The organism is Saccharopolyspora sp. SCSIO 74807 (assembly GCF_037023755.1).
GTDB classification, from domain to species: domain Bacteria; phylum Actinomycetota; class Actinomycetes; order Mycobacteriales; family Pseudonocardiaceae; genus Saccharopolyspora_C; species Saccharopolyspora_C galaxeae.
Genome location: NZ_CP146100.1, coordinates 6455086 through 6479985, shown reverse-complemented (window position 1 = coordinate 6479985; position 24900 = coordinate 6455086). Strand labels below are relative to the sequence as shown.

Annotated in this window: 20 protein-coding genes; 10 read left to right on the top strand and 10 right to left on the bottom strand. The window is 66.8% G+C overall.

Annotated elements, in window-relative coordinates:
• Window positions 1–53 precede the first annotated feature (53 nt).
• Genes V1457_RS29625 through V1457_RS29615 form a run of 3 tightly spaced genes read right to left on the bottom strand, consistent with a single transcriptional unit; the run spans window position 54 to window position 2487 of the window.
• Complete coding sequence (locus V1457_RS29625) at window positions 54–1214, bottom strand: hypothetical protein (protein WP_338598499.1); 1161 nt, start codon at window positions 1212–1214, stop codon at window positions 54–56.
• On the bottom strand, window positions 1211–2086 hold the full coding sequence (locus V1457_RS29620) for a thiopeptide-type bacteriocin biosynthesis protein (protein ID WP_338598497.1): 876 nt from the start codon (window positions 2084–2086) through the stop codon (window positions 1211–1213). Before V1457_RS29620 ends, V1457_RS29625 begins: the two co-directional genes overlap by 4 nt.
• 26 nt (window positions 2087–2112) lie before the next feature.
• Window positions 2113–2487: a lanthionine synthetase LanC family protein gene (locus tag V1457_RS29615; protein WP_338598495.1), complete on the bottom strand. Its 375-nt coding sequence runs from the start codon at window positions 2485–2487 to the stop codon at window positions 2113–2115.
• Between the two features lie 113 nt (window positions 2488–2600).
• Here V1457_RS29615 and V1457_RS29610 point away from each other — a divergent pair, with 113 nt between their 5' ends.
• From V1457_RS29610 to V1457_RS29575, 8 genes are all read left to right on the top strand, one after another.
• Window positions 2601–3161 (top strand): DUF6879 family protein, encoded by a 561-nt coding sequence (locus V1457_RS29610; protein ID WP_338598493.1) that lies wholly within the window; start codon window positions 2601–2603, stop codon window positions 3159–3161.
• 326 nt (window positions 3162–3487) lie between these two features.
• The gene (locus V1457_RS29605) at window positions 3488–4396 is read left to right on the top strand and encodes a LysR family transcriptional regulator (RefSeq protein WP_338598491.1); all 909 of its coding nucleotides are present in this window, start codon (window positions 3488–3490) and stop codon (window positions 4394–4396) included.
• A gap of 79 nt (window positions 4397–4475) precedes the next feature.
• On the top strand, window positions 4476–5936 hold the full coding sequence (locus V1457_RS29600; RefSeq protein ID WP_338598489.1) for an aspartate ammonia-lyase: 1461 nt from the start codon (window positions 4476–4478) through the stop codon (window positions 5934–5936).
• 64 nt (window positions 5937–6000) lie between these two features.
• A complete protein-coding gene (locus V1457_RS29595) occupies window positions 6001–7353 on the top strand; it encodes an MFS transporter (protein ID WP_338598487.1) in 1353 nt (450 codons plus the stop codon).
• A 133-nt stretch (window positions 7354–7486) separates the two neighbouring features.
• Window positions 7487–8758: an NAD(P)/FAD-dependent oxidoreductase gene (locus V1457_RS29590; protein WP_338598485.1), complete on the top strand. Its 1272-nt coding sequence runs from the start codon at window positions 7487–7489 to the stop codon at window positions 8756–8758.
• Window positions 8759–8768: 10 nt separating this feature from the next.
• A complete protein-coding gene (locus V1457_RS29585; protein WP_338598483.1) occupies window positions 8769–9236 on the top strand; it encodes a RidA family protein in 468 nt (155 codons plus the stop codon).
• A complete protein-coding gene (locus V1457_RS29580) occupies window positions 9233–9901 on the top strand; it encodes a DUF1028 domain-containing protein (RefSeq protein ID WP_338598481.1) in 669 nt (222 codons plus the stop codon). Before V1457_RS29585 ends, V1457_RS29580 begins: the two co-directional genes overlap by 4 nt.
• Window positions 9901–11064 carry a M20 family metallopeptidase gene (locus V1457_RS29575; RefSeq protein ID WP_338598479.1) on the top strand — a complete coding sequence of 388 codons (1164 nt, stop codon included), beginning with the start codon at window positions 9901–9903 and terminating at the stop codon, window positions 11062–11064. Before V1457_RS29580 ends, V1457_RS29575 begins: the two co-directional genes overlap by 1 nt.
• 174 nt (window positions 11065–11238) lie before the next feature.
• On the opposite strand, the gene fmdA is transcribed toward V1457_RS29575, so the two are convergent.
• The 3 genes from fmdA to V1457_RS29560 form a co-directional block, all read right to left on the bottom strand.
• Window positions 11239–12492 (bottom strand): formamidase, encoded by a 1254-nt coding sequence (gene fmdA / locus V1457_RS29570; RefSeq protein WP_338598477.1) that lies wholly within the window; start codon window positions 12490–12492, stop codon window positions 11239–11241.
• Window positions 12493–13655: 1163 nt separating this feature from the next.
• Window positions 13656–13781 (bottom strand): hypothetical protein, encoded by a 126-nt coding sequence (locus V1457_RS29565; RefSeq protein WP_338598475.1) that lies wholly within the window; start codon window positions 13779–13781, stop codon window positions 13656–13658.
• A gap of 258 nt (window positions 13782–14039) precedes the next feature.
• Window positions 14040–15866, bottom strand: a complete 1827-nt coding sequence (locus tag V1457_RS29560) for an NB-ARC domain-containing protein (protein WP_338598473.1) — start codon at window positions 15864–15866, stop codon at window positions 14040–14042.
• 396 nt (window positions 15867–16262) lie between these two features.
• Here V1457_RS29560 and V1457_RS29555 point away from each other — a divergent pair, with 396 nt between their 5' ends.
• Window positions 16263–17213 (top strand): carbohydrate kinase family protein, encoded by a 951-nt coding sequence (locus tag V1457_RS29555; RefSeq protein ID WP_338598471.1) that lies wholly within the window; start codon window positions 16263–16265, stop codon window positions 17211–17213.
• Here the strand turns inward: V1457_RS29555 and V1457_RS29550 are convergent.
• Window positions 17173–19323: an NB-ARC domain-containing protein gene (locus tag V1457_RS29550; protein ID WP_338598469.1), complete on the bottom strand. Its 2151-nt coding sequence runs from the start codon at window positions 19321–19323 to the stop codon at window positions 17173–17175. The genes V1457_RS29555 and V1457_RS29550 overlap by 41 nt on opposite strands.
• A 661-nt stretch (window positions 19324–19984) precedes the next feature.
• Here V1457_RS29550 and V1457_RS29545 point away from each other — a divergent pair.
• Entirely contained in the window at window positions 19985–20203 is a 219-nt protein-coding gene (locus tag V1457_RS29545) for a hypothetical protein (protein ID WP_338598467.1), read from the top strand.
• A 370-nt stretch (window positions 20204–20573) separates the two neighbouring features.
• Here the strand turns inward: V1457_RS29545 and V1457_RS29540 are convergent, their stop codons facing one another.
• The 3 genes from V1457_RS29540 to V1457_RS29530 form a co-directional block, all read right to left on the bottom strand.
• Window positions 20574–22619 carry an NB-ARC domain-containing protein gene (locus V1457_RS29540; protein WP_338598465.1) on the bottom strand — a complete coding sequence of 682 codons (2046 nt, stop codon included), beginning with the start codon at window positions 22617–22619 and terminating at the stop codon, window positions 20574–20576.
• Window positions 22620–23100: 481 nt separating this feature from the next.
• Window positions 23101–23901, bottom strand: coding sequence for a DUF2637 domain-containing protein (locus V1457_RS29535; RefSeq protein WP_338598463.1), 801 nt, complete (start codon window positions 23899–23901; stop codon window positions 23101–23103).
• Window positions 23898–24623, bottom strand: coding sequence for a hypothetical protein (locus V1457_RS29530; protein ID WP_338598461.1), 726 nt, complete (start codon window positions 24621–24623; stop codon window positions 23898–23900). Before V1457_RS29530 ends, V1457_RS29535 begins: the two co-directional genes overlap by 4 nt.
• Window positions 24624–24900: the final 277 nt, after the last annotated feature.

The window sequence follows — 24900 nt, the reverse complement described above, 5'->3', positions numbered from 1 at the left end:
GAAAAAACGCCGTCCGCTCAGCTTGCCAAGCCCCATCGCGCACTTCCTCGGCATCATCGGTTCGCCCGAGAATTCGTGATCAAGTCCGGGCGGCCTGGGCCAAGGCATCGGGCTAGGCGTTCCTCACCAGCCTTCACTGAGGTGACGAGTGCGTCGAGCAGGTGAGATGGCATCGTCCCACTGCTCAGCCCGGAGGAGTCCACGGTCTCGACCAACGTGTCGAAGTCGTGCTCGGAGAGAGCAGGTCTGCACCGCTCGTGTGCGAGCACGTCCGATGCGATGTGCGCGTCGGTGGCAGCGACGGCTTCCTGGTTCACCCGCTCCAGCACCGCCGTCATGGCCGCACGGTTGAGGTCCGCGGCTAGGTCGATCACACAGAGGCCGAGGCGGGTTCGGAATTCCTGCTGTTCCGGCGAAGGCCGAAGGTGGAAGTAGGCGTTGACCATCGCGTCGGTGTCGGCGCGGTGGTTGCCGAGCTGGAGGCACAGCGTGTGGAGGCAGTGCGAGACCGCGTGTTCCCACGGTTCGGGTGTGGAGCTGGTCTTGATCATGTTGACGGCGCTGTCGTAGTCGCCCTCGGCGGCGTGAGCAAGGATCGTGGTCTGCCTGCCGTCCAGAAGGCGTTTTCCGAGTCCGCGGTAGCGCCGAAGGTGCTGGACGGCGTCGGTCCAGCGACCGGCTTGGGTGAGTGCGCGGGTGCCCTCGGCCAGTAGGACGGTCCAGGCGAACCTCCGCAGTTCGTGATGATGTTGCTGGGCGTCGGCGACGAAGTTGCCGAAGTCGATGTCCCTGCCGTCGATGTTCTGCGTCGTCTGGTTGGTCACGGCGTCGAAGATGCTGGTGAAGATGGCGTAGGCGCGGTCGCTGTCGCGAGTGGCCAGTCGGCCGAGGTTGACCAGTGGCTGGAGGGCCATCTTCGCGGCTTCGCCGGCGAGGGGCACGGCGGTGTGGAAGATCTCGAACTGTCGCCAGCACAGAGCACGGGCGAGGTCGGCAAGTCCGCAGTCGCTCGCGATCAGTGCCGCCTTGTTGAGTGCTTCGGACGCCCGGGTTGCCGAGCGTTCCCTGGGTTCCTGCGTTGCGGATTCCACGAGTTCGGCGAGTTCGTGGACGCGACGGAGGAGGTGTTGGCCGGGTGGTCTGCTCCGGGGCAGCAGGGGAAACCGGGCGGCGACCGTGACGAAAAGCGGGTCCTGTCCCGCGGTGTTGGTCATCTGCTCGGAGACCTCTCCTCGCGTCCCAGTACGGCTGTTTTTGCTGTGCTGGCGAGGGCGCATTGCGTCGCGAGCGGCACGCCGATGCGGTTCCAGTGGAAGATGACGTGGTGGGCGAGGACGGCCCGCAGGCCGCGGCTGAGCGTGCCGCCGTGGGCGAGCGCTCGCAGAGTTCGGCCAGCGTGCGCGAAGGCAGCGAACCACGGAGACAGCGGTGCGAGCGATCCGCCTTCGCGCATGAGCGAGCTGGTCGGGCTCGTGTCGGCGGTGATCAGGCGGCGCAGGCCGGATTCCCGATTGTTCAGCCGCGCCGGCGACGTGTCGTGTGGTGCTGAGCGGATGTCGGCGACGCGCGCCCAGACGTCGCCTTGTTCGTACCAGTCTTGCCCGGCGGCGCGTATCAGGTTCGTGCACAGCAAGAGGGTGAGTTCGCGCCGTCGGTCGCTGCGGGCGTCAGGGGTGTCGGAGCCGGTGTTGGCGAGGTAGGCGAGTATGTGGTGGCTGTCGGCATGGAACAGGTGGTGGGCAGCGTGCATCCCTGCTGTGCCGCCGAAGGCGTACGTTTCCGGTTCGTAGATGGTTTCGGTCCAGCAGGCGATGTGCCCGGCGCTTCGGAGTTTTTCGAGCCGTTCGTGGATGAGGGCCGCAGTGGCCTGGCCGATGTCGTGGTGTGCGGGTTGGAAGCGCAGACGCCAGCTCGGGCTTTTGCGGATGAAGAACCATGCTGCGATTAGCCCTTCGGATTCGGCACGTGCCATCTCCGGTCCAATGTGGATCGTTCCTGTTTCCTTGGCAGCTGCGTAGTCGTGGAAGTGCACGAGCACTTGGTGCCATGGTGGCTCCGCAGCGAGCGGGTCGATGCCGTGGTTCATCCGTCGCGTTCTTTCGTCGTGCTCGGTCAGGTCAGCAGAAGGCAGGAGTCCCAGCGCGTGACGGGGGCTGTGCCGGTTCCGGCGGTGTGCAAGGCGAGAGCCACACCGGCATCGCCATCGAGAAGTTCGGGATCATCGGGAGATCGGAGTTGGCTCAGCAGTCGCGAGACCAGTTTTGGTAGCTCGTGGGCGAGGTCGGGGGTGCGGGAGTCTGCGGCCATGCGCCACGCGGTCTGGAGAAGGCCGGCGGTGCCGTGGCACAGGCCGCGGTGGGCGAGGCGGTCGAGTTGGTTCGAGTCGCGCAGGCAGCCGAGCATGGCGGCTTCGGCGGTGTGGCGGCGCTGCGTGTTGCCGGTAGCCAGGCCGGCGAGTTGGTGGGCTCGCGTCTGGTCAGAGATCACCTCGGCAGTGAGCGATCTAAGCAGCCCCACTTGACGCCCTCCGTGTGGACCCAGTGCTGCGCCCGCTGCGCGACGATGCAGGTTGAACTGACCGGCGAGGGGCGGTAGCCACGATGAAATCGGAGGCCATTTTGGACCAGTCCGTGCCGGATCTGCGCCAGGGCATCGACCAGCTCCGCGAGGAGCTCGCCGGGTTCCGCTATTCGTTGTTTCGCCTGGAGACGTTGCAAAACTACTCCGGTAGCAGCGGGGACGAGGCATTTGCGGAGTGGCGGCGCACCGGCCGTGTCCCGGTCACGGCGGAACTCGAGCAGTGGTGCGTACGCACCCGTCAGGCCGTTGCTGTGGGTTGCCGGGTTCAGCGCGTGCATGTGGTGACCGAGCCGCTGAGCGACTACGTACGGTTCGAACTCGCCTCGTATGCCCCCAACGTCCAATCGAGCGAGGAGGTCCGGATCATCCCCGTCCGCGGAGGTCGGTGGCCGGCTGACGTGTCGGCTGGCGACTTCTGGCTCATCGACGCACGCAGGCTGTGGACGATGCGCTACGCCGCGGACGGTGCATGGCTCGGCGCCGAGCCGACAACCGATCCGCAGTGCCTCGCCGCTGCCTGCGCCCAACGCGACGCCGCGCTTGCGCAGTCAATCTCGTGGAGCGAGTACAACTCGCGTTAAAAGAAGGCAAACCAGCGTCCGAATACGCCGCAGCGGGCACTGCTCGCCTGACGTATTCGCGAGCAGGGGCTGTCGGGTTCGTCGAGTTCGTGGTGCGCGTCGCGAAGACGGCGCGGTCTCGATCGTTGCCTGGGCACACGCACTCGTCGTGATCTCGATCAGGGACTGAATGTGGGTTGACCCAGCAGAGATGCCGGACGTGCACGGCCGCCCCTGAATCCCCCGCGGCGACGCTCCGCACCGGCTGACCTCAGCTGAGCGGATCTACGATGGCGAAGCGCTTCACACTCCACCCCTAGAGTTCAGATGCAAAGGCCGGTTCGACCATGTCCGTGGGCTTCACCCTCGTCCAGCTGCGCTACTTCGTCATCGCCGCCGAGTGCGGTTCGATGACCGCGGCCGCGGACAAACTGCGCATCGCCCAGTCAGCGGTCTCCTCGGCCGTCACCAACCTCGAGCACGAACTGCGCGTCCAGCTGTTCATCCGGCATCGCGCCCGTGGTTTGACCGTCACTTCGGCCGGTGAGCGCCTGCTGCACCAGGCTCGCGATCTGCTCGCCCGCGCCCGCGAAGTCGAATCAGAAGCCCGCGGTAGCGGGGGCTCGCTGACGGGGCCGGTGACGATCGGCTGCTTCGTGACGCTCGCGCCGTACTACCTGCCCGCGCTGTTCGCGGCGTGCAACAGCCGCTACCCGGGAGTCGAGCTGAACGTGGTGGAAGCCGAGACCGAACACCTGCACCGATCGTTGCGCGCGGGTGGCATCGACTTCGCGCTCACCTACGACCTGAGCACCCCGGCCGAGACCGACCTGCGCCGCGAGACCATCGACCAAGCACCGGCGCACGTGATCGTCCCTGCCGGTCATCGTCTGGCCGATCGCGCCGCGGTCGATCTCGCCGAACTGGCGCCGGATCCGATGGTGCTGCTCGACCTGCCCTACAGCCGGGACTATTTCCGCGCGCTCGTGGCCGCTTCGGGTGCCGAACCCGACGTGCGCTACCGGAGCCAGAGCTACGAGACCGTGCGTTCCCTGGTCGCCCAGGGGCTCGGGTACTCGATCCTCAACCAGCGGCCGCGGACCAGCGAGACCTACGGCGGCGGGGAAGTCGTTGCGCTCGACCTGCACGGACAGCGCCCTCCGCTGGAAGTCACGATCACGGTCGTGGACGGGGTGCGCCAGACCGCGCGCGCCCAGGCCGTCATGGAGCTGCTGCGCGCGACCTGCCGAGGCTGAGCCTCATCTGCTTTTCAGATGGAGTTCAACGAAAACATCTGTTGGACGTATTCACGGGCGTCGGTTCAGTCTGACGTGCATGAATCCCGAGGACCCGGCGTCGGCGACCTACCGCAACCGGCGCACCGCCGCGGGGAACGCCGCGCACCGCACCGAGCACGACATGCTCGGCGAAATCGACGTTCCTGCGGACGCCTACTACGGGGCGCACACCGCTCGCGCGGTGGCCAACTTCCCCCTCACCGGGGAGACGCTCGCCGCGCGGCCCCACCTCATCGCAGCCCTGGCCGCGGTCAAGCACGCCGCGGCCCGCGCAAATTCCGAGGTCGGCGCCTTGGACGGCACGCTCGCCTCGGCGATCGGGGACGCCTGCGCGGAAATCCGGTCCGGGGCGCTGCACGACCAGTTCGTCGTCGACCTCATCCAGGGCGGCGCGGGCACCTCGACGAACATGAACGGCAACGAGGTGATCGCCAACCGGGCGCTGGAGCTGCTCGGGAGGTCCCGCGGGGAGTGCTCGGCCCTGCACCCCCTCGACCACGTCAACGCGGGCCAGAGCACCAACGACGTCTACCCGACCGCGGTGAAGCTGGCGCTGGACGCGCACATCGCCGAACTCCTCGCCGCGCTGGGCGGGTTGCGCGCCGGCTTCGAGGACAAGGCCGCCGAATTCGCCGACGTGCTCAAGATCGGCCGCACCCAGCTCCAGGACGCCGTGCCCATGACGCTGGGGCAGGAGTTCGGGGCGTTCGCCGCCACCGCGGCCGAGGAGGAGCAGCGGCTGGCCGAGGCCCGGCTGCTGCTGCACGAGCTCAACCTCGGCGGCACGGCCATCGGCACCGGCCTCAACGCCGGTGCGGGCTACCGGGAACGCGCGGTGGAGCACCTGCGCCGCCTGACGGGTATCCCGACGCTGGTCTCGGCGCCCGACCTCATCGAGGCCACCCAGGACGCCGGGGTGTTCGTGCAACTGTCCGGAGCGCTCAAGCGGCTCGCCATGAAGCTGTCCAAGATCTGCAACGACCTGCGCCTGCTGTCCTCCGGTCCGCGGGCCGGGCTGGGGGAGATCAACCTGCCCGCGCGGCAGGCCGGATCGTCCATCATGCCCGGCAAGGTCAACCCGGTGATCCCCGAAGCGGTCAACCAGATCGCCTTCGAGGTCATCGGCGGCGACGTGACCGTCACGCTCGCCGCCGAGGGCGGCCAGCTCCAGCTCAACGCCTTCGAACCGATCATCTACCGGACCCTGGGCGCCGGTTTTTCCCATCTCACCGCGGGAATCGGCATCCTCACCGAGCACTGCGTGCGCGGCATCACCGCCGAGCGGGACCGGCTCGCGGAGACCGTGGCCGCCTCCACCGGGCTGGTCACGGCGCTCGGCCCCGCGCTCGGGCACGAGACCGCTTGCGCCATCGCGCTGGAGGCGCACCACACCGGCAGGCGCGCGCTCGACCTGATCCGCGAGCGCGAGCTGCTGACCGAGGCGGACCTGCGCGCGCTCACCGATCCCGCCGCGGTGACCGGCCGCCCCGGGCTCTGACGGCGCAGAACTCCGACGGCGCGAAGCCACCGGCTCCGCCACCCGTCCGCACAAGGAGGTGCGAATGCTCACCAGCAACAACGGCGTCGCGACGACGGGGATCGAGATGCCCGCCGACGTCGCCGCCTTGCGCCGAAGCGTCGTGGCGGGAGCCGTCGGCGTGTTCGTCCACTGGTTCGACTGGGCCGCGTACGCCTATCTCGCCGATACCGTCGCGACGGTGTTCTTCCCGGCCGGGAACAGCACGACCGGGCTGCTGGCCGTGTTCGGCGTGTTCGCCGTGTCGTTCGGCATCCGGCCGATCGGTGCGCTGGTGTTCGGTCCGCTCGGCGACCGGATCGGCCGCAAGCGGACCCTTTCCCTGGTCATCTTCTTGATGTCCGGGGCGACCCTGACGATCGGGCTGCTGCCCGGCTACGCCTCGATCGGGATCACCGCCCCGATCCTGCTGGTGGTCCTGCGGTTGTTCCAAGGCTTCGCGGCGGGCGGCGAGTTCGGCAGCGCGGCGAGCTTCCTCGCCGAGACCGCCCCGCGGCGCCGCCGCGGATTCGGCGTCAGCTGGCTGGAGGTCGGCTCCCTGCTGGGATTCCTCGCCGGTTCCTTCGTGTTCTTCCTGCTGTCCGCGGGCCTCGACGACGGCCAGCTCACATCCTGGGGCTGGCGCATCCCGTTCCTGGTCTCCGCGCCGCTGGGCGTGATCGGGTTCCTGATCCGCAACAAGATCGAGGACACCCCCGAGTACCGGGCGCTGGAAGCCAACGACACCGTCCCGCGCAGTCCGGTCCGGGACCTGCTGCGCTCGAACAAGCGGCAGTTGTTCCAGGCTTCCGGCCTGATGCTGGCCATGCACGTGCCCTTCTACATGGTGCTGACGTACCTGGTCACCTACCAGACCGACTACCTGGGGCACGCGGCCGACAGAGCCGCGCTGCTGTCCACTGTGATCTCGTTGGTGGGGCTGGTGCTGGTGCCCGCGTTCGGGCTGCTTTCCGACCGCGTGGGGCGCAAACCCGTCTTCGTCGGGGCCAACGCGGGCCTGCTCGTCCTGGCCACGCCGGCATTCCTGCTCATGCGGACCGGGCCGCTCGGGACCTGGGTCTCCAGCCTGCTGCTCGGCGTGATCCTCGCGGCGATCCTCGGCACCCACGCGGTTTGGTCTGCCGAGACCTTCCCGACCCGCACCCGCCAGAGCGGCCTGTCGATCGGCTACAACATCACCGCCGCGTTGTTCGCGGGCACCGTGCCGTACGTGATGACCGTGCTGATCTCGGCGACCGGCAGCACGTTGGTGCCCGGCCCGTACGTGATGGTCTTCGCCGTCGTCGGCCTCGTCGCCGCGTTGTCGCTGCGGGAGACCGCCGGATGCGCGTTGCTGCGCCCCGAAGACGTTTCCGCCTCGGACTCGGCGCACGGCTGAACGTTGCATCGAAAAAATCGAACCAGAAGAGCAAAAACATCTGTTGGACGGAATTAGTGCCGTGCTCGAGGATTTCTTCGCGGCAGCGCGGCAACTCGACGTCGAGATGGCTACCGCCGGAATGGAGGTTTGAATGCCGAGTGAGCAGACCGAAGTGGTCGTCGTAGGGGCGGGCCAGGCCGGAGTGGCGATGAGCGAACACCTGGGCGCCGCCGGTGTGGCGCATGTGGTCCTGGAACGGGACCGCATCGCCGAGCGGTGGCGTTCGCAGCGCTGGGACTCCCTGGTCGCGAACGGGCCCGCGTGGCACGACCGCTTCCCGGGGCTGGAGTTCTCCGGCGTCGCACCCGACGCCTTCGCGTCCAAGGACCAGATCGCGGACTACTTCGCCGCGTACGCGGAGAAGATCGACGCGCCGATCCGGTGCGGTGTCGAGGTCACCTCGGTGCGCAAGAACGCCGGGCGGCCCGGCTTCCGGGTGGGGACCTCGGAAGGCGTCATCGACGCGCGCTTCGTCGTGGCGGCCACCGGGCCGTTCCAGCGGCCGGTGATCCCGCCGATCGTCCCGGACTCCGCCGTCACCGAGCAGATCCACTCCAGCGGGTACCGCAACCCGGAGCAGCTGCCGCAGGGCGCGGTCCTCGTCGTCGGCGCCGGATCCTCGGGGGTCCAGATCGCCGACGAGCTGCGCCGGTCCGGCCGCCGCGTGTTCCTCTCGGTCGGTCCGCACGACCGCCCGCCGCGCGAGTACCGGGGGCGCGACTTCTGCTGGTGGCTCGGCGTGCTCGGGCGCTGGGACGCGGAGACGCCTCCGGAGGGCGCCGCGCACGTGACCATCGCGGTCAGCGGTGCCCGCGGCGGGCACACCGTGGATTTCCGCGCGCTGGTCGGTACCGGCGTCGAACTCGTCGGCATGACGGCGTCCTACGAGCGCGGCGCGCTGCGCTTCGAGCCGGACCTCGCCGCGAACATCGAGCTCGGCGACCAGAAGTACCTCGAACTGCTGCGGGCGGCCGACGAGTACGTCGAACGCAACGGGCTCGACCTGCCCGCGGAACCGGAAGCGCACGAACTCGGGCCGCTCCCGGCGTGCGCCACCGACCCGCTGCGCGAACTCGACCTGGCCGAGGCCGGCGTGACCTCGATCGTCTGGGCCACCGGTTTCGCCGCCGACTACAGCTGGCTGCAGGTCGACGCCTTCGACGAAGGCGGCAGGCCGCAGCACCGCCGCGGCGTGTCCGCCGAGCCCGGCGTGTACTTCCTGGGGCTGCCCTGGCTGTCCCGGCGCGGGTCGAGCTTCATCTGGGGCGTGTGGCACGACGCGAGGTACGTGGCCGACCACATCGCGACCCGGCGCGCGTACCTCGCCTACGACAAGGCCGAAGCCGGATCGGCCGGGAACTGAGGAGCAGCCGATGACCTCCACGAGCGAACCCCGCCGGGCGAAGGCGCCGATCGTCGCCGGTGGCCACAAGCGGATCAGGCCGTTCAACACCAGCGACACCTACCCGGAGCAGAACCTCGACAACGACCTGTGCCAGGCCGTCGTAGCGGGCGGCACCGTCTACGTGCGGGGCCAGATCGGGCAGGACCTCGACACCAGCGAGTCGGTCGGCATCGGCGACCCGGCCGCGCAGACGGAACAGGCGATGGCCAACATCGACCTGCTGCTGAACGAAGCGGGTGCCCGGATGGAGCACCTGGTCAAGCTCACGATCTACATCGTCGACCCGCGCTACCGCGAGACCGTCTACCGCACCATCGGGCGCTGGACCCGGGGAGTGCACCCGATCTCCACCGGGCTCGTGGTCTCCGCGCTGGCCCGGCCCGAGTGGCTGGTCGAGGTCGATGCCATCGCCGTCATCCCGGAGGGTGATCAGTGACTTTCTCCGTGCTGGCCAACGACTCCCGCGGCGCCGTGGGAATGGCCGTGACCTCGTCGAGCCCCGCCGTGGCCGCCCGTTGCATCCACCTGCGCGCCGGCGTCGGCGGCGCCGCGTCGCAGAACGTCACCGACCCGCGGCTCGGCACGGCGCTGCTGGACGCGCTGGAGGACAGCGGCGATGCGCGCGGGGCGCTGGAAGCGGTGGTGCGCGACCGCGAGCTGATCGAGCACCGCCAGCTCACCGTCCTCGGGCTGAACGGCAGCGGCGCCGCCCACTCCGGATCCGAGTCGCTCGGCGTGCACCACCACCGCGTCGGCACGCGCGTCGTCGCGGCCGGGAACATGCTGTCTTCACCGCAGGTCGTCGACGCGATCGTCGACTCCTTCGAGGGGTCGACGGGCGAGCTGGAGGAACGGTTGCTGCACGCCCTCTCCGCCGGGCTGTCCGCCGGGGGAGAGGCGGGACCGGTGCACTCCGCCGGACTCGCCGTGGTCCGCGAGGTGCCGTGGTGCGAGACCGATCTGCGGGTCGACTGGAGCGAAACGCCCGTCTCCGACCTGCGGGCGCTGCTCGACGTGTGGCTCCCGCAGCGCGACGACTACGTGACCCGCGGGCTCAACCCCGCGTCCGCGCCGTCGTACGGCGTGCCCGGGGACGAGTGATGGGCGGCGACATGGCGGGGTCGGGCGCCGAGGCGGCGAAGGAGCGCGCGGCCCGCTGCGTGACCGCGGACGCCGAACGACTCGTCCGGCTGTCCGAAACGCTCCACGCCCATCCGGAAACGGCGTGGCAGGAGCACCGCTCGGCGCGCTGGGTGGCGGAAACCTTGGAAGAAGCCGGATTCGCCGTCACGCCCGCCTACCTCGGCCTCGAAACCGCGTTCCTCGCGACCTACGGCAGCGGACCGTTCCGGCTGGGGCTCTGCGCGGAGTACGACGCGCTGCCCGGCCTGGGGCACGCCTGCGGGCACAACCTGATCGCGGCGATCACCGCGGGAGCCGCGCGGGCGCTGGCTCCGCTCGCGGAAGCCGCGGGGCTCACGATCGAGGTCTACGGCACGCCCGCCGAGGAGGGCGGTGGCGGCAAGATCGAGCTGCTGGAGCGCGGCGCGTTCGCCGGACTGGACCTGGCGATGATGGCGCATCCGGCCCCGGTCGACGTCGCGGAGGCCGAGCCGTTCGCGGTGTCGCACTCCCACGTGTCGTTCCAGGGCAAGGCGGCCCACGCCGCGGCCTATCCGGAGCACGGCGTGAACGCCGCGGACGCCTTCACCGTCGCGCAGGTCGCGATCGGGCTGCTGCGGCAGCAATTGCCGTCCACGGTCCGGGTGCACGGTGTGCTGACCAACGGCGGCGAGGCGCCGAACGCCATCCCGGCCCGCACCGAGGGCCGGTGGTACGTCCGGGCGGAGAACTCGGAGCAGCTGGCCGAGACCGAGCAGCGGGTCCGGCGCTGCTTCGAGGCGGGGGCGCTGGCGACGGGGAGTTCCTTCGAATCCACGCCGGAGAGCAAGCCCTACGCCGAGTTCCGCACCTTCCGCCCGGCACTGGAGGCCTACATCCGCAACGCGGAGCGGCTCGGCCGCACCTCCGACCCGGACTCACCGGGACGGCGGATGAACCGCGCGTCCACCGACATGGGCAACGTCTCGCAGGTGGTTCCCGCGATCCACCCCTACGTCGGGATCGGCTCGCTGCCCGCGTTGAACCACCAACCCGAGTTCGCCGCCCACTGCATCGGAGGTGCCGCCGAGAAGGCCCTGCTGGACGCCGCCACCGCACTCGCGTGGACCGCCCTCGACGTGTCAGCAGGCCGAATCCCCTGACGCCGCGCGGTCCGTCGGCGGCCGACAGAGGATCTCCAACGACTGCGGAGGCGGATCCGGTGTCTGTCCCGAGCCATTCACTCGCCGCTCAAGTGGGAAGCGCGGTCGTTGAGCTGCATGTTCAGCGCCGCTTGGAGCGAGGTCGTGCCGGCCCGCCCGGCTTCCGCGCCTGGGTCAGGATGCCGAGCGGGGTGCGCCGATGCCGGGATCTATGCGGTGCGGGCCGTTCGCCGAGGGGCGCACGTCGAAGTCGAAGATGGCGGTCGGCAGGTAGATCGTCGCGCACGAGTTGGGGATGTCGACGACACCGGAGAGCCTGCCCTCGACCGGCGCGGCACCGAGCAGCAGGTACGCTTGTTCGGGGCTGTAGCCGAACTTGCTGAGGTAGTCGATCGCGTGCAGGCACGCGCGTTGGTAGGCCAGCTGGGAGTCCAGGTATCGCTGCTCGCCGTCGAGCGTCACGGACGTGCCGGAGAACGCGAGCCACTCGCTGTACTGCGGGTCGGTGTTGCCGGGCAGGAAGATCGCGTTCTCAGCGACTCCGTAAGTCTGCATTCCGCCTTTGATCAGGTCGACGTGCAGGTCCAGGTAGCCGCCCATCTCGATTCCGCCGCAGAAGGTGATTTCCCCGTCGCCTTGGGAGAAGTGCAGGTCGCCGACCGAGAAGTTCGCTCCCGGCACGAAGACCGGGTAGAAGACCCGGGTGCCGCGGGTCAGGTTCTTGATGTCCTGGTTGCCGCCGTTCTCCCGCGGCGGTGCGGTGCGGGCGGCTTCGGCGGCGACCCGGTCGTGGTCGGCTCCCGTCAGTGACCCGAGGATCGCGTCGTCGGGCTCGGGCGGCAGAGCCAGCGGCGGTACGCGGTCCGGGTCGGTCGCGATCAGGGCGGCTTCGCGGGAGTTCCACTTCGCGAGCAGATCCGCCGACGGCGCGGTGGCCATCAGACCGGGGTGGGTGATGCCGGTGAACGAAACCTCCGGGATGTGCCGTGATGTGGCTGTCTGGCCGGTGAAGTCCCACACCGCCTTGTACGCGTCCGGGAACTGCTCGACCAGGAACGATCCGCCGTTGCGTTTGGCGAAGATGCCGGTGTAGCCCCAGCCCTGACCGGCCAGCGGCCCGGAGTCCTCTTGCGGCAGTGGTCCGACGTCGAGGATGTCGACGACCAGCAGGTCGCCCGGCGCGGCACCCTCGATCGCGACCGGTCCGGAAAGGGCGTGCACCTTCGATATCGGTGCTTCGCGGATGTCGTCGGCGGAGTCGTCGTTGCGGATGGCACCGTCGAACCATTCCCGGCAGTGCATCCGGAACTGCTCGCCGGGTCGGACGTGGACCGCGGCGGGGATGTCCGGGTGGTAGCGGTTGTGGCCGACGAGCTGCTGGTCCGGGAAGCTCCGGGTGGAATCGAGTGGGAAGACGACCTCGGGCATGGCGGGCTGCCTTTCTCATTCGGGACTGGAGCGGCATTCGTGCGACCGCGCGGGAAGCCGGACGACTCTGGGTGCCCGGTCCTCGAACGGGAAACTGCGACTTGATCGCTGCGCGGCAATCGCGCCCGAACGTCCGATGTGGACGGTATTTGGGGCGAGCGGCAGCGCGCGCTGATCCGGGACGGAAGCGTGCAGCCCCGCCGCCCGTCCATGTTCGCCGACCACCTCCGTCACGGCCGCGGCAAGAGCCGATGCTTCGGATCAGTGGTGACGTTGCGACCGCGACACCGCGCTGGAGGGGGATCGGAGACCACCTCGGGCCGTTCACCGGTCCGCTCGGTGTGCTCGATCAGCGCCATCCGCGCCGGCGACGACGCGAGGTGCGGTGCGGACCAGACCCGAGCCGCGGCCGCCCGGCACGTGGGGCACGGTCTGCTCGGTGGCGCGGTGCCGATCGGGTGCGAGGTGTCGAAGACGCCGTGCGCCTCGCATCGGAATTGGTATACCGCCACGCGCGCCCCTTTCCTGGCTCCTGGCCACATTGCAGCACCGCTGCGGTCTCGGTGCCGGGTCGAAGGCCCTGGCGCGCAGGTGCGGTCGCTGGATCGGGGATCAGCGGTCCGAGGATCGCTCCGACATCGGCGGCCATCTGGAACGCGGCCGGTACCGGTCCGCCCTTGTTCTGCGCGCCGATCAGGTCAGCCACGGCCGCGTTCGTGCCGGGTTGAGCAGGCCCGCGCCCACCCCGGCGACCAGCGAGATCGCCAGGAACACCGGCACCGAGCCGTTGAAACCCAGTGCCGCGGTGCCTGATCGTGGTGACGGAGAGCCCGGCCAGCACCAGCGGCTTGCGTCCGCGGGCGTCGGAGAACGTCGAACGCTCACACCGCATCGACGCGGAGGAGTTCTACCGCCTGCTCGGCGGCGTCTTCATCGACGACGCCGCCGTGTTTAACGACGAGCTCAAGAATGGCAAGACTACTACAACTACGACCGACCCCACGGCAGCTTCGGAGGATAAACCCCCTATGAAAGGCTGCTACAGAAGTCGAAGGTCCAGCCGGTCAACGGCCAACGTCAGTAGCACATCTAGATCTGCGGTGATGGGCGGGAAGTGAAACGGCCGACGTTCCGAAACGTCGGCCCTTTCTTGTTGTGGCGTTTTAGAATTGGTCCAGCCACAGGAGCGTAAAGGCATGGCTGGCCTCGAGGATGGTGGGCTGCAGCAGTGCCAGGCCAATGATGCCGAGGGCGGCCAGTGCGCTTACGAGGCGCAGGGTACGCGTCATCGTGGTCGTACTCTCCGTGATCTTTCTCGCCCGCGCGCGGCGCGGTTTGTTCGTGCCCCTGGCGGGGACCGGCGTCGCCGGGTAAGCAAGATCATTACATGGCGTGGATCACGACATGGTGCCGGGTCCACCTAGGACGGTGTCGAGTCCATGAAGGACCGGAGAGGGTTTTAGAAGCCGGTGACTCCGAGGGTGCGAAGGCGCTCGCTGATGGTGATCCAGTGGGGATCCTGCAGCCTACGGTGGAGCTTGTCGGCCTCACTGCAGTAGACGCAGCCGGGCTGCCGTCTGGTTCTCGGTCGTCTGTGCGGTCTTTACGGTGTCGGTGGCGAATTCGTGCAGAAGGTCGTGCAACGCGTAACGGCCGTGTTCTTGGTCGAGAAGGTTGGCCTGGATCAGTTCGTCGAGCAGGGTGCGGGTGGTCGCGCGGGTTTCGTCGGTGAGCGCGGTGGCAGCTCCGAGCGTGATTTGTGCTGTGGGGTGTAGTCCGAGGAGATGAAACAGCTGCTGTGTCGGTCCGCGCAGGTTTCGGTAAGACAGTTGGAAACTGGCGTGCAGGCTGGTGTGCTCGGGATCGCTGGCATCGCCCATGGACAGCAGTCGGTGTTCGGTGCGCAGGATGTCGACGATCTCGGTGAGCGGGGTTCGGGGCCGATCATGGGCGTACTTGCCGATGATGCGCAGTGCCAACGGGATGCCGGCGCTCAAGGACACTAGGGACTCGAATGCCTCGCGTTCGGTTCCGACCCGGGTACCGATGGTGTCGTGCAGCCATGCTGTGGCGTCTGCGTTGGTGAGGGTGGGGACGTGGATTTCCTCGGCGCCCCAGTCGTTCGCGAGGTGATTGTGGTGGTGGCGGCTGGTCACCAACACCAGGGCGTCGGGGACGAGATCGAGTAGCGGGCTGATCTGCGATGGGTCCGCGAGGTTGTCGAGGACGAGCAGGGTATGTCGTCCGGCCAGTAGTCGAGACAGCCGCGTTCGCTGCTGTTCGCTGTCGCCCAGTGTGTCGGCGGGTGATTGGAAGTCGTTGAGCAGTCGCCTGGTCAGGGTGTTGGAGTCGAGGCTGGGTTCGCGGGAGAAGCCGTGCAGGTCGACATACAGCCGACCGCCGGGGTAGCGATCGCGGTCGAGGTGCGCCCAACGCAAGGCGAGGGCGGTCTTACCGATCCCCGCGGTACCGGTGAGCACGATGAGTTTCGAGGCACGGCCCTGGTCGGTTTTTTCGTCCAAAGTGGACAAGAGGTGCTGTCGGCCGACCAGGTCGGTCCGGTCGTGCGGGAGACGCTGCGGGGTGCAGCGGTAGTGGGGGAGATCCTCGACCGGAGGGCGTGGCGCGGGCACTGCGGGAGAGGTGGGCTGGCCGTAGGCGCGCAGATCGGCGGCTTCCTCCTCCAATCCCTGCTTACGCAGCGTCCGGTAGGTGTCGAGGAAGTGACCGGTCGCCTCGTCGTGACGGTGCAGGGCCCAGAGCGCGTCCAGGCGGCGTTTGAGCAGCGTGACGTTCAGGCCGAACTCAGCTGGCAGCTCATCCAGCAGTGCCAGCACCGCGTCCGGCTCGTCGAGGCCGAGGTGGCTTTCGGCCAGGGTGTTGAGAACCGGAAGCACGAGGTTGTTCTGGGTAGAGCGCCGGAACTCGACAGCACGCGGTGTGTCGAGCTCCAGTAGCGGCGGCTGCTCAGCGAGCTCAAGGGACTCCAGCAACAGGTGGCGGGCGTGGACGTAATCGTGCTCGCGCAAAGCGGAGCGACCGTGGGACAACAGCCGCCGGGCACGGTGGTAGTCGACGCGGTCACGGTCGACGTCGATGCGGTAACCGTGCTCGACGAACTCGACCTCGTACGGCGGCTTCATCACCCGCAAGACGGCACGAAGCCGGCTGACGTAGTTGTGCAAGCTCTTGGGAGGATGCTGCGGGTCCTCATCGGGGCCCCACAACCAATCCACGAGTGTGCCGGTCAGCACGGTCTTGCCCGCGCTGGTCAGCAGCGCGCCGAGCAGGCCCCGCACTCTGGCCGAGCGCCATTCCTGTGGCGCTGCATCGCCGAGCCGGGCCTGTACGCGGCCGCAGATTCGGAAGTCCACCAGCGCCCCCTTCCGCTGGCCGAGGTATCTCCCCGTGACTGCCGAGTGTCCTCGGCATCGACGGAGGCGGCAGCCCCTGATCGCAGTAAACACGTGAACGTGTTCGAGGGAACCAAACGGTTTGTACGCCGACTGACAGCGTTTTGCCACCCCGTTGAGAGCTACCAAAACACGGAATAATCCCGCCTTCTCTGAATGCATTAAATGATCATTTAAGTTGCTCGTTCAATATCAACAAGGGCTGCGATGAGGTGCGGATTTTCCGGAACCGGGAATGGAGTGACGGCGGTGTGTCCAACACGGCGAGTGAACCTTAGCCGGTCAGAAATCCGGCTCGTAGCACCGCCACCGCGGCGATGATCTCTCTGCGGTGAGGGGGCGGAAGAGGTGAACGGCATGGGCAGCAAGGTCGTGGTAGCGGGGACAGCAAGTCTCGCGATCAATGTCGGAGTGCAGGATCTGCCGGTCGATCCGGGCCAGGGGCCGTGGCGTCCCCGATGGTTAGAAGCCGGTGTCGGTGGGGCCGGGGGGCACATTGCAACGATCTTGGCCGGGCTGGGCGACGACGTGGAGCTGTGCACGGTGATCGGTTCCGACGGGCCCGGACGACTGATCCGCGATCAACTCCGTGAGCACGCCCTGGACGGACCGACGGTCCTCGAGGGCACGTCGTCCGCTTTAGCAGCTGTGTTGGTCGCCCCTGATGGCCAGCGGATGGTGTTCTCGCACATGGCCAGCGTCGCAGCGATCCAGTACCCCGAGGAGGTGTTCGCCGAGGCACTGCGCGGGGCTGACCTCGCGGTGTTGACCAGCACTGAGTTCACCCGACCGCTGCTGCCGAGGGCGGTACTGCGTGGCGTGCCGATCGCTGTGGACGTCAATGTGATCGCCGACGTCAACGAGGACTACTACGGACCATGGCTGGAAGTCGCCGACATCGTCTTCTGCAGCCATGAACGCCTTCCCACGACCCCGGAGAAATGGATCTCGCAGATCTTTCGCCGCTATCCGGGTTGTCTGATGGCTGCGGTCGGTCGCGGTGCGCAGGGGTGCCTGTTGGGACTGCGGGACGGAAGGATGGTCAGTGCCGAGGCCGTCGCTCCCTTGGGCGTGTGCAACACCTCTAGCGCTGGCGATTCCCTGTTCGCCTCATTCCTGCATGGCTGGCTGGCGACGGGAAATGCCGTGGAAGCCTTGCCCGACGCGGTGCTCTACGCCGGATGGCGCATCGGGCACCGCTTTCCGTCGGGGGTGTCGCTGAGTCCGGCGGATCTGGCCGTGCTGCGATCCCGCAACCCGGTGCGCGTCACCGTGGGTCGGTGGGACCGGAGTCCTGTTTCCGGTTGAGCTCGTCGAGTTGGCGCGACAGCACCTCGGCGGTGGCATCGCCGAGGTGCTCGAACAAGCTGATCGCCTCGGCGAAATGCGCCCGCGCCTGGGCAAGATCGCCACGCGCGCGGGCGAGGTCAGCCTGGGCGCGGTGCGCGAGGGCACGTCCCGGTCGCGACCGCAGCTCCTCCATGGCCCGGCTGCCGGCATCCACCAAGGGCGCTGCTGCGTCGATGTCGCCGGTGGTGGTCAATGCTTGAGCGACGACGAGGTCAGCCCGGGCATGGTGGAACGGGTCCTGCTGGGCGAACTCGGCCAACGCGTGGCGTCCGTTCTGCATGAGCCGGAGTCCTTCGTCCACGGACCCGGTAGCCAGGTGTGCTTGGCCGAGCAGCAACTCGGCCAAGGCAATCTTGCGTGCATGGCCAAGTGCGGTGAAGTGTTCGTGGGCTCGCCGGGCATGTTCCAGCGCGCGCTGGGGCTGGCCGCTCTCGAGCGCGAGTACGGCGCGAGCGTCGTGGATGCTGGCGACGCCGTAGGCGTCGTCGAGGGACTGGAACAGTGGCATGCATCGGTCCAGCAGGCGTGCGGCGTCTTCGTGGTGCCCGACACGCTGTTCGAGCACGGCCAGCCGACGTCTCGCGCGTGCTTCCCATTCGGCATGGTCCAGTGCTTGGGCGGCCTGGATCGCGAGTTCGTCGGCTCGACGCCAGTCGTCATGGTGGCCATGGAAACGAAACAGCGGCCAGAGCGCGTAACTCAACTGGTACGCCGCGGCCCACCATTGGTGCTCGCAGGCGGCGGCGATGGTCGCGAGCATGCTGGCCCGTTCGGTGTCCAGCCACTCCAGTGCTTCGAGACGTGCGGAGAAGCGTGGAACCTGTGGGGGAGCGGTCGCGCACTGGTAGTCGGTGCCCCGCAAATGTCCGGTGGTGACCGGCCAGGTGGCCTGCGCGGCGAGCAGGTAGTACTCCGCGATCCGCAACACGACTTGCGCTTGGGCGGGCGGTGATTCACGGGTCTCCGCGAGGCGCCGGGCGTGCAGGCGCACCAAATCGTGAAAGCGAAACCGGTCATGGCCTACCTCGTCCACCAGGCTTGCCTCGACCAGCTCATCGATCAAGTCTTCGGCGTGCTGTATCGGTGTGTTCGTGGCGGCAGCGGCCACCTCGAGGGGGAACTCTGTACCGGGATGGAGTCCGAGAACTCGGTACATCCCTTGTGCCTGCAGGCTCAGTGCGTCGTAGGACAGATCGAACACGGGCTCTACCGCCACTTCATCGTCTCGAGACAACAGGGCGAGCCGATCCTGTTCGGCCCGAAGCGCCCTGACCACGTCGCTGACCCGTAATCGCCGCCGTGTCACCAAACGCGCCGCGATCACAGATAGGGCGATCGGCAGACCACCACACAGACGGGCCAACTCCTCGGTCTGTTCCGACTCGTTCGCGATCCGTCCCGGGCCGAGCGTGTCTTCGAGAAGACGCGCACCGTCCTGTGTGGACAACGGGCCGACGTGGATGAAGCGGGCCCCATCGGCCAACAGGCTTCCGAGCCGACGACGACTCGTCACCAGCACCACGCTCTGCGAGGACGGCGGCAGCAGCACCCGCACCTGCGCAGCCGTGGCCGCGTTGTCGAGCAGGATCGCGACCTTCTTGTCCGCGAGCAACGAGCGAAACCAACCGACACGCTGCTCGAGGCCGTCGGGGAGGTCTTCGCCGGCGACCCCGAACGCACGCAGGAACCCACCCAGCACTACACCAGGATCAACCGGGCCCCGGACATCCCCGGTGAGGTCGGCGTACAGATGCCCGTCCGAGAACCGTGCTCCGATCGTATGCAGCCATTGCAACGCCAAAGCGGTCTTGCCCGCACCGCCCAAGCCGGATAACGTGATCAATCCGCCCCGCTCTCCAACCTGGCTCAGGGACGCGCCTAGCTCATCGAGTTCGGCACTGCGGTTGGTGAAGTGCGGCGGCGGGGGAGCCCACTGCCGAGGAGGCGCTACCGGCAACTGGGACGCATGAAGGTGAACCCCACCGTGGACCACACCGGTCTGGACGACATGACCGTGGACACGGCCAGCAACCGAATTCCCCACGGGAGACGCCTCGTCGGCACACATCAGCGACCACCCCCAGCCGCTACACAGTACGCATGTACTGCCCGCGAACCGACCGCCGACAGGGCGACCGTCCCCTCCGCCGAAACGCCGCACGTAGCGCGTCGCTCGCTACCGTGACAGCGTGACCATCCTCAGTGGCCTATCGGTACTTGTTTGCGGAGGAGCGGGAGTCGATTCCGGTTACACCGGTGCGGTCATCTCCGATTGCAAAGGCGTAGGCAAACGCATCTTGCTGTATACGAACTTCGCTTGCGGGACGTCGCTGAGGATTGACCAGTTGGCGGTGTGCTAGCCGGGTGGAGCGGTCATTCCGGAGCTGGCTGGAGCGAGACTTGGCACGCCGGCGGTGGCACTCACGAGCGTGTGGAGGTGTCCGGGCACGCAAAGGGATGCATTACCCCTCCTAGTCTTGCCTGGACGTGATCGTTGCGAACGTTGTAACGTCGGCAGCACGTGTGGAGGGGAGTATTCCTTCGCGGCGGCATCGTCAACGCGGCAGCGACCGTTGGTTCGACTGCCCGGTGTCCCGGCTAGCTCCGGCAGCTGGTGGGAGAGACCTCCGGTTAGTTCAGCATGCCTGGACGCAGCCGGAGGACCCCTCGCACTTGGAGATGCTCCAGTGAGGTTTTCTTCGGCTACGTTGAGCAGCCGGAGGGAATCCGTGAACCAGCCTCTCGCCATCTTGGCGCTTTCGTTGAGTCTGCTGATCGCCGTCGTCAAGCCGATGTGCCTGTGGCTGCGGCTACGGTTCCTCCGCCACCTCTTCGACCTAGGTGGCGTCGATGGCATGAAAGCCGGCGCTGACGCGCTGGCCCGCTCCAGCCGTACCGACCCCGTCCACGATGCACGTGAGGCACCTCTAACACGACCTCGTCGCTGACCCGGGAGCCCTACAGCTATTCGAAGACCTCGCCGATCAGCAAGCATGGCGGATCGCACGGGCACAAGATCGCTGGCGTCTGGTCGCGGTCAACCCCTGCCTGGTCATCGGGCGCGCATTGAACGGCGACTCGAATTCCGGTCGCCGCGGGCGAAGATGTCACCGACGTATTCGCGCTGTGGACCACCGGCCCGCAGACACGTCACGGCCGCCCCGTCCTGTGTCTCGCGGGAGAAGAAGTCGACCGGTGGCGCAACATGCGTGAATGACTACTCTCCATCAACCAATACTTCCAAAACGACCTGATCAAGCTCGCACGCTGAAGGTAGCGACCGGCATACGTATTGCTTTCGGTGGCTCCTGTGCTGAGTCAGGGCGTAGCTTCGTGAGTATCCGTTCGCAAATTCGCGAGGATATGTGCGGCTCGAGGGCTTCCCATGCGTTCAAATAGACGTGCAGCTTCATTGCGGTAGGCTGATTCGGCGGCTGCATCGCCACAACGCCCGGCCAGCTCAGCGCGCAACATCACCACATCGGCTTCAACGGTGAGATTGCCGAACTTGGTCGCCTGTTCCTGTGCCTGGTCGAGAAGGGCTCTGGTTTCGTTGACGTAGCCGCGATCAGCTCGAAGCACCGCAATATCGATCAATACTCTTGGTGCGAGGTCGGGTGATCCGGCGTCGAGTATTCCTTGATGGGCAGCGGCGAATCGTTCCTCCGCTTCGTCGTGCCTGCCCAAGTCCCGAAGGGCGCGGCCGACGAACCAGGTCTGCATGGCTGTGCCGCGCCTCCGTCCTAGACGAATATTGATCTCGAGCGACGCGAGGAAGTGCTCAAGCGCATCGCCGGGCCGCTTCTCCCGTAGCGCAAGATTTCCCGTAAAATCATGGATAGAAGCGATCAATCGTTCGCCACAATTCGCCGCCAAGGCCGCAGCGTTCTCAAGTTCTTCACGGGCATCCGAGTACTTTTCGTACTCTTGGTAGACCTTAGCCAGCAGGCAGCGGCACCGCGCTTCGGCCGCACGGTGATCGTCATGCTTCGCCGCATCGACCGCCAAGAGGGCGGTCTGGAGCCAGACGGAGAGGGGACGACGGAGGTCGAGAAAAGGAAAGAACGCCTCGAAAAGCTGCCAGACTCGACGATGCCACCCTTTCACGGCGGCGGCTTCGATCATGGCGGCGATGTTGCTCTGCTCCCGGTTGAACCACGACCAAGCGTACTCTCGGTCGATTGTGGGTATGTCTGTCGGCTCCGTGATGCGCAGTCGCTCCGTACCGGAGAGTGTGACGTCGCATACTCTCGTACCGAAATGCCACCAGTTAACTGCTCGCCGAAGCATCCTCGAGCGCCGGCGTTTGGAATCCTCGACCTGGGATACGCGGCAGGCGTGCAGTCGAACAAGCCTATGGATCGAATACAATTCGTCTTGCTGCCAGTTCACTACACAAGTGAGGTGCAGTTCGCGTAGATCGTCCCGGACGGACTTCACATCGCGTTTCAGCATGGCGGCAAGGGGCTCTGCGCTGAAATGTGAGCCACGGAATAATCCAAGTGCTCTGTACACTTCCTTCTGTGTTTTCGTCAGATTTCTGTAAACCAGGTCGAATGCGGCGGACAGCTGGGCGAGGACCTTACGCTCGGTACGAGAACCCGAAGTACGTAGCTCTTCAACGAGATCCGACACGGTCAACCACGGTCGCATCACCAACTGTGCCCCGACGATACGCAGTGCCAAGGGCAGACAGCCGCATAGCGCCGCGAGCTCTTTCACTTCCGCCGAGTCTTTTTTGATAGGGCATTCGGAGCAAATCTGAAACAGCAGATCGACCGCATCGTCGGAGTCCAACTGTCTCAGGTCCAGGGGAAGTGCCCCGTCAACGTAGAGATCTTCTAATAACGCTGGCCTGTCTGTTGCGACCAGAACCAATGCTGTCCCGGAAGTCGGCAATACGCTCGTCACTTGTTCTGGGTTGGTGACATTGTCGAGAAGTATCACGACCCGTTTTCTGGCGAGCATGGCACGCAGGCAATCAGCCCGCATTGCAGTGTCTGATGGGACGCGATCTTGTGGGAAGTGCATTTGTGCCAGCATCCGTGCCATGGCGTCATGTGGCGTTTTTTCGTGGGGTCCGTACGCGACATGTAAGATCCCGTCGCTGAAGGAACCGCTAAGATCAGCGCCAGCTTTGCGCAGGAGTGCGGTCTTCCCAACCCCGCGTATACCGGCAACAACTCCCACCGGCGGACGTGGGCAGGACGGTCCCGTGGTGTCCGCTAGCTCGCGGATGTCTCGGAATTGATCCTCGCGATCGACAAAGTAGTCCGGTGGCGCCAAAGGTTGTGGTGGTCCGACGTACGGCATCGCTGGCGCAGCGAACGTAATAGGGCCAACGCCATTACCCTGGATGATCACTCCTGCAGTGTCCGAAACGTTGTTGCATGCCCCGATGTCGGCCACTGGCGTGCCTTTCCCCGGTCCGATACTGATCGTGACAGCAAGATTACCGCAGGGTACTGGTCCCCGTAGGCGGTTTCTCATCCTCCAGGGCCGGCGAGGATCGCAACGACGGCGGGCAGACCGAGATCGTGCGCCCGAGCGAAAATGGCGTCGGCCCTCTAGGACCGGCGAGGATCGCAACTCGAAGCGCCGCGACGACGACGTGGAAACCCTCGACCGTGGCGTCGGCCCTCCAGGACCGGCGAGGATCGCAACGACGAACTGCGCCGCGAAACCGCGGGGGATTCGTACTGTGGCGTTGACCCTCATGAGGAGGATGCGACGACCGCATGTGGCCGCGGTCCTCCGCCGTCGCGAACTTGCAATGGGATCGTCGACGCACACATCTGGTCGGACTGCGCCGTGGTGTCGGCCTCCAGAACCGATGCGGACGTGCTCATCGCGCCGCTGGCAGCGCTGCAGTTGGTTGGCGGTGTTGGCGGATGTGGTGGGTAAGGGTGCGGGCTCGTTTCGAGCCGATATTGAGCTTGCGGCGGAGGGTGTCGGCTGAGATCGGGCGCTGGTGCAGGTTCCAGTGTTCGACGTCGAGCCTGTGGGCTTCTTCGCGCAGCGGATCAGCATCCTCATCGTGCGGAAATCCTGAGTCAGCATCGTGGCTGTTGGTGCTGTGACCAGGCGCGTTGTTCACGACCGTGCGCAGCGCTGGCACCTCGGCACTCGCCCCGGACTCCTCTGGCAACGAGCGGGTTTCACCCATGTCCGGTGAGTGCGGCTCTGGTGATGCGTTCTCGTCTGACTGGTGACCGATGCCGCTCGCTGTCTCCGCGTGGCGCCGCTTGAGAGCCTGGTTGAGTAGTTCGACCGATAGCAGCAGTGCTAGGGGTGGGCAGGCGGCGACGGCGATGGAGAAGGAGTTCAGCTCGGGTGCGGAAGCGATGTTGGCGCATAGGGAGAGTCCGATGCCGAGAACGAAGGACAACCATGCTTTCCATTGCCCGGTGGCGCGATGACGGTGACCGGTTTTCCACAGCTCGATGGTCGCCATCGTCAACAAGCCATCAACGATGAGCGGCCAGAGAGTTGCGGTGGTCTCGTCGGCGCCGAACCGTAGGGCGAACTCGCGGCCGTGCCGGTAGGAGACGTAGGCCGCGCCGACGGCTACCAGGAGCGTGCACGCGCATTGCAGGTGCAGTGATCGATCGGGGGTGGGGCTTGTTGGGGATGGCGTGCTGGTCATCGGGTGTCACCGGCCCGAGGCTGTCCCTGGGTGTCACGGATGGCGACGCCGCGTTCGTGCAGGCGTTGGCGGACGGTGTCGGCGGCGACGTTCATGCGTGCGGCGATCGGGGCCAGCGACCACCCCTGGTTGTAGAACCGAACGGCGTTGTCGACCTGCTCCTCGGACAGGCCGTGGCGACGCATCGGAACCCCGTGGCGGTGCAGGATCGCGCTTACTGTGCGGCGCTCGATGCCGAATTGATCACCCAGTTCGTAGACGGTTGCGCCGGACTTGTAGCCCTCGATCAGTTGCTGCACCTGCGCGTCGGGGAGGCGCCGATTGCGGCCGGGCTTTGCCCGCTTCGGTGTCGACTGGGGCGGTGTAGCCAGGTCCGGCAGCTTCGTCCGCAGTATTTCCAGGGCGCTGACCTGGTCCTTTGTGTTCGAGTAAGCTCCCCCGACCTCCACCTTCGGGTGCTCACTGGCGCCCAACAGCAGCCGACGGGCAGGGCGCAGTTGCTCCCGAGACGCTCCGTGTAGCGCGAGGTAGCGGGTGCCGATCAACAAGCCGAGGACGGAGAGATCGACGGCTGGTGCGACCAGTGGGGCCACGTAGACCGGCACCCCGAGTCGCAGTCCGAGGCTGAAGACGTTGCCGAACCCGAACAGAAAGGTCAGCGCGATGACGGTTCCGATGATCCCCGTCAGGGCCCGGATGACCGTGTCTCGATCGGCGATCATCGCGTACCACCGGCACGGCCGCGCCGACGACGAACGATGCTGACCTGTGCGGATATGCGCAGTTCACGACCAGAACGGTGTCGTGACGATGCTGTATGTGCCCCCGGTCCGATTCGAACGGACACTGTACGGATTTTGAGTCGGCCGAGCGGTGTGGCTCTGGTGTTGTCCTGCGGCAGAAGAACCGGATCGGTGGTGGAAGCGTCGTTTTGAGGGCATCGGTGGCGTTCGTTCATGCCCATGTCCATGCCCACGGGTACCCACACGCGCGTTCCGC

Bases quoted from the DNA above. Each gene is read 5' to 3' on its own strand.
- V1457_RS29585 (WP_338598483.1), top strand. From the start codon at position 8,769: ATGACCTCCACGAGCGAACCCCGCCGGGCGAAGGCGCCGATCGTCGCC.
- V1457_RS29590 (WP_338598485.1), top strand. From the start codon at position 7,487: ATGCCGAGTGAGCAGACCGAAGTGGTCGTCGTAGGGGCGGGCCAGGCC.
- fmdA (WP_338598477.1), bottom strand. From the start codon at position 12,492: ATGCCCGAGGTCGTCTTCCCACTCGATTCCACCCGGAGCTTCCCGGAC.
- V1457_RS29600 (WP_338598489.1), top strand. From the start codon at position 4,476: ATGAATCCCGAGGACCCGGCGTCGGCGACCTACCGCAACCGGCGCACC.
- V1457_RS29620 (WP_338598497.1), bottom strand. From the start codon at position 2,086: ATGAACCACGGCATCGACCCGCTCGCTGCGGAGCCACCATGGCACCAA.
- V1457_RS29555 (WP_338598471.1), top strand. From the start codon at position 16,263: ATGGGCAGCAAGGTCGTGGTAGCGGGGACAGCAAGTCTCGCGATCAAT.
- V1457_RS29575 (WP_338598479.1), top strand. From the start codon at position 9,901: ATGGGCGGCGACATGGCGGGGTCGGGCGCCGAGGCGGCGAAGGAGCGC.
- V1457_RS29605 (WP_338598491.1), top strand. From the start codon at position 3,488: ATGTCCGTGGGCTTCACCCTCGTCCAGCTGCGCTACTTCGTCATCGCC.
- V1457_RS29595 (WP_338598487.1), top strand. From the start codon at position 6,001: ATGCTCACCAGCAACAACGGCGTCGCGACGACGGGGATCGAGATGCCC.
- V1457_RS29535 (WP_338598463.1), bottom strand. From the start codon at position 23,901: ATGACCAGCACGCCATCCCCAACAAGCCCCACCCCCGATCGATCACTG.
- V1457_RS29530 (WP_338598461.1), bottom strand. From the start codon at position 24,623: ATGATCGCCGATCGAGACACGGTCATCCGGGCCCTGACGGGGATCATC.
- V1457_RS29565 (WP_338598475.1), bottom strand. From the start codon at position 13,781: ATGACGCGTACCCTGCGCCTCGTAAGCGCACTGGCCGCCCTCGGCATC.
- V1457_RS29550 (WP_338598469.1), bottom strand. From the start codon at position 19,323: ATGTGTGCCGACGAGGCGTCTCCCGTGGGGAATTCGGTTGCTGGCCGT.
- V1457_RS29625 (WP_338598499.1), bottom strand. From the start codon at position 1,214: ATGACCAACACCGCGGGACAGGACCCGCTTTTCGTCACGGTCGCCGCC.
- V1457_RS29610 (WP_338598493.1), top strand. From the start codon at position 2,601: ATGAAATCGGAGGCCATTTTGGACCAGTCCGTGCCGGATCTGCGCCAG.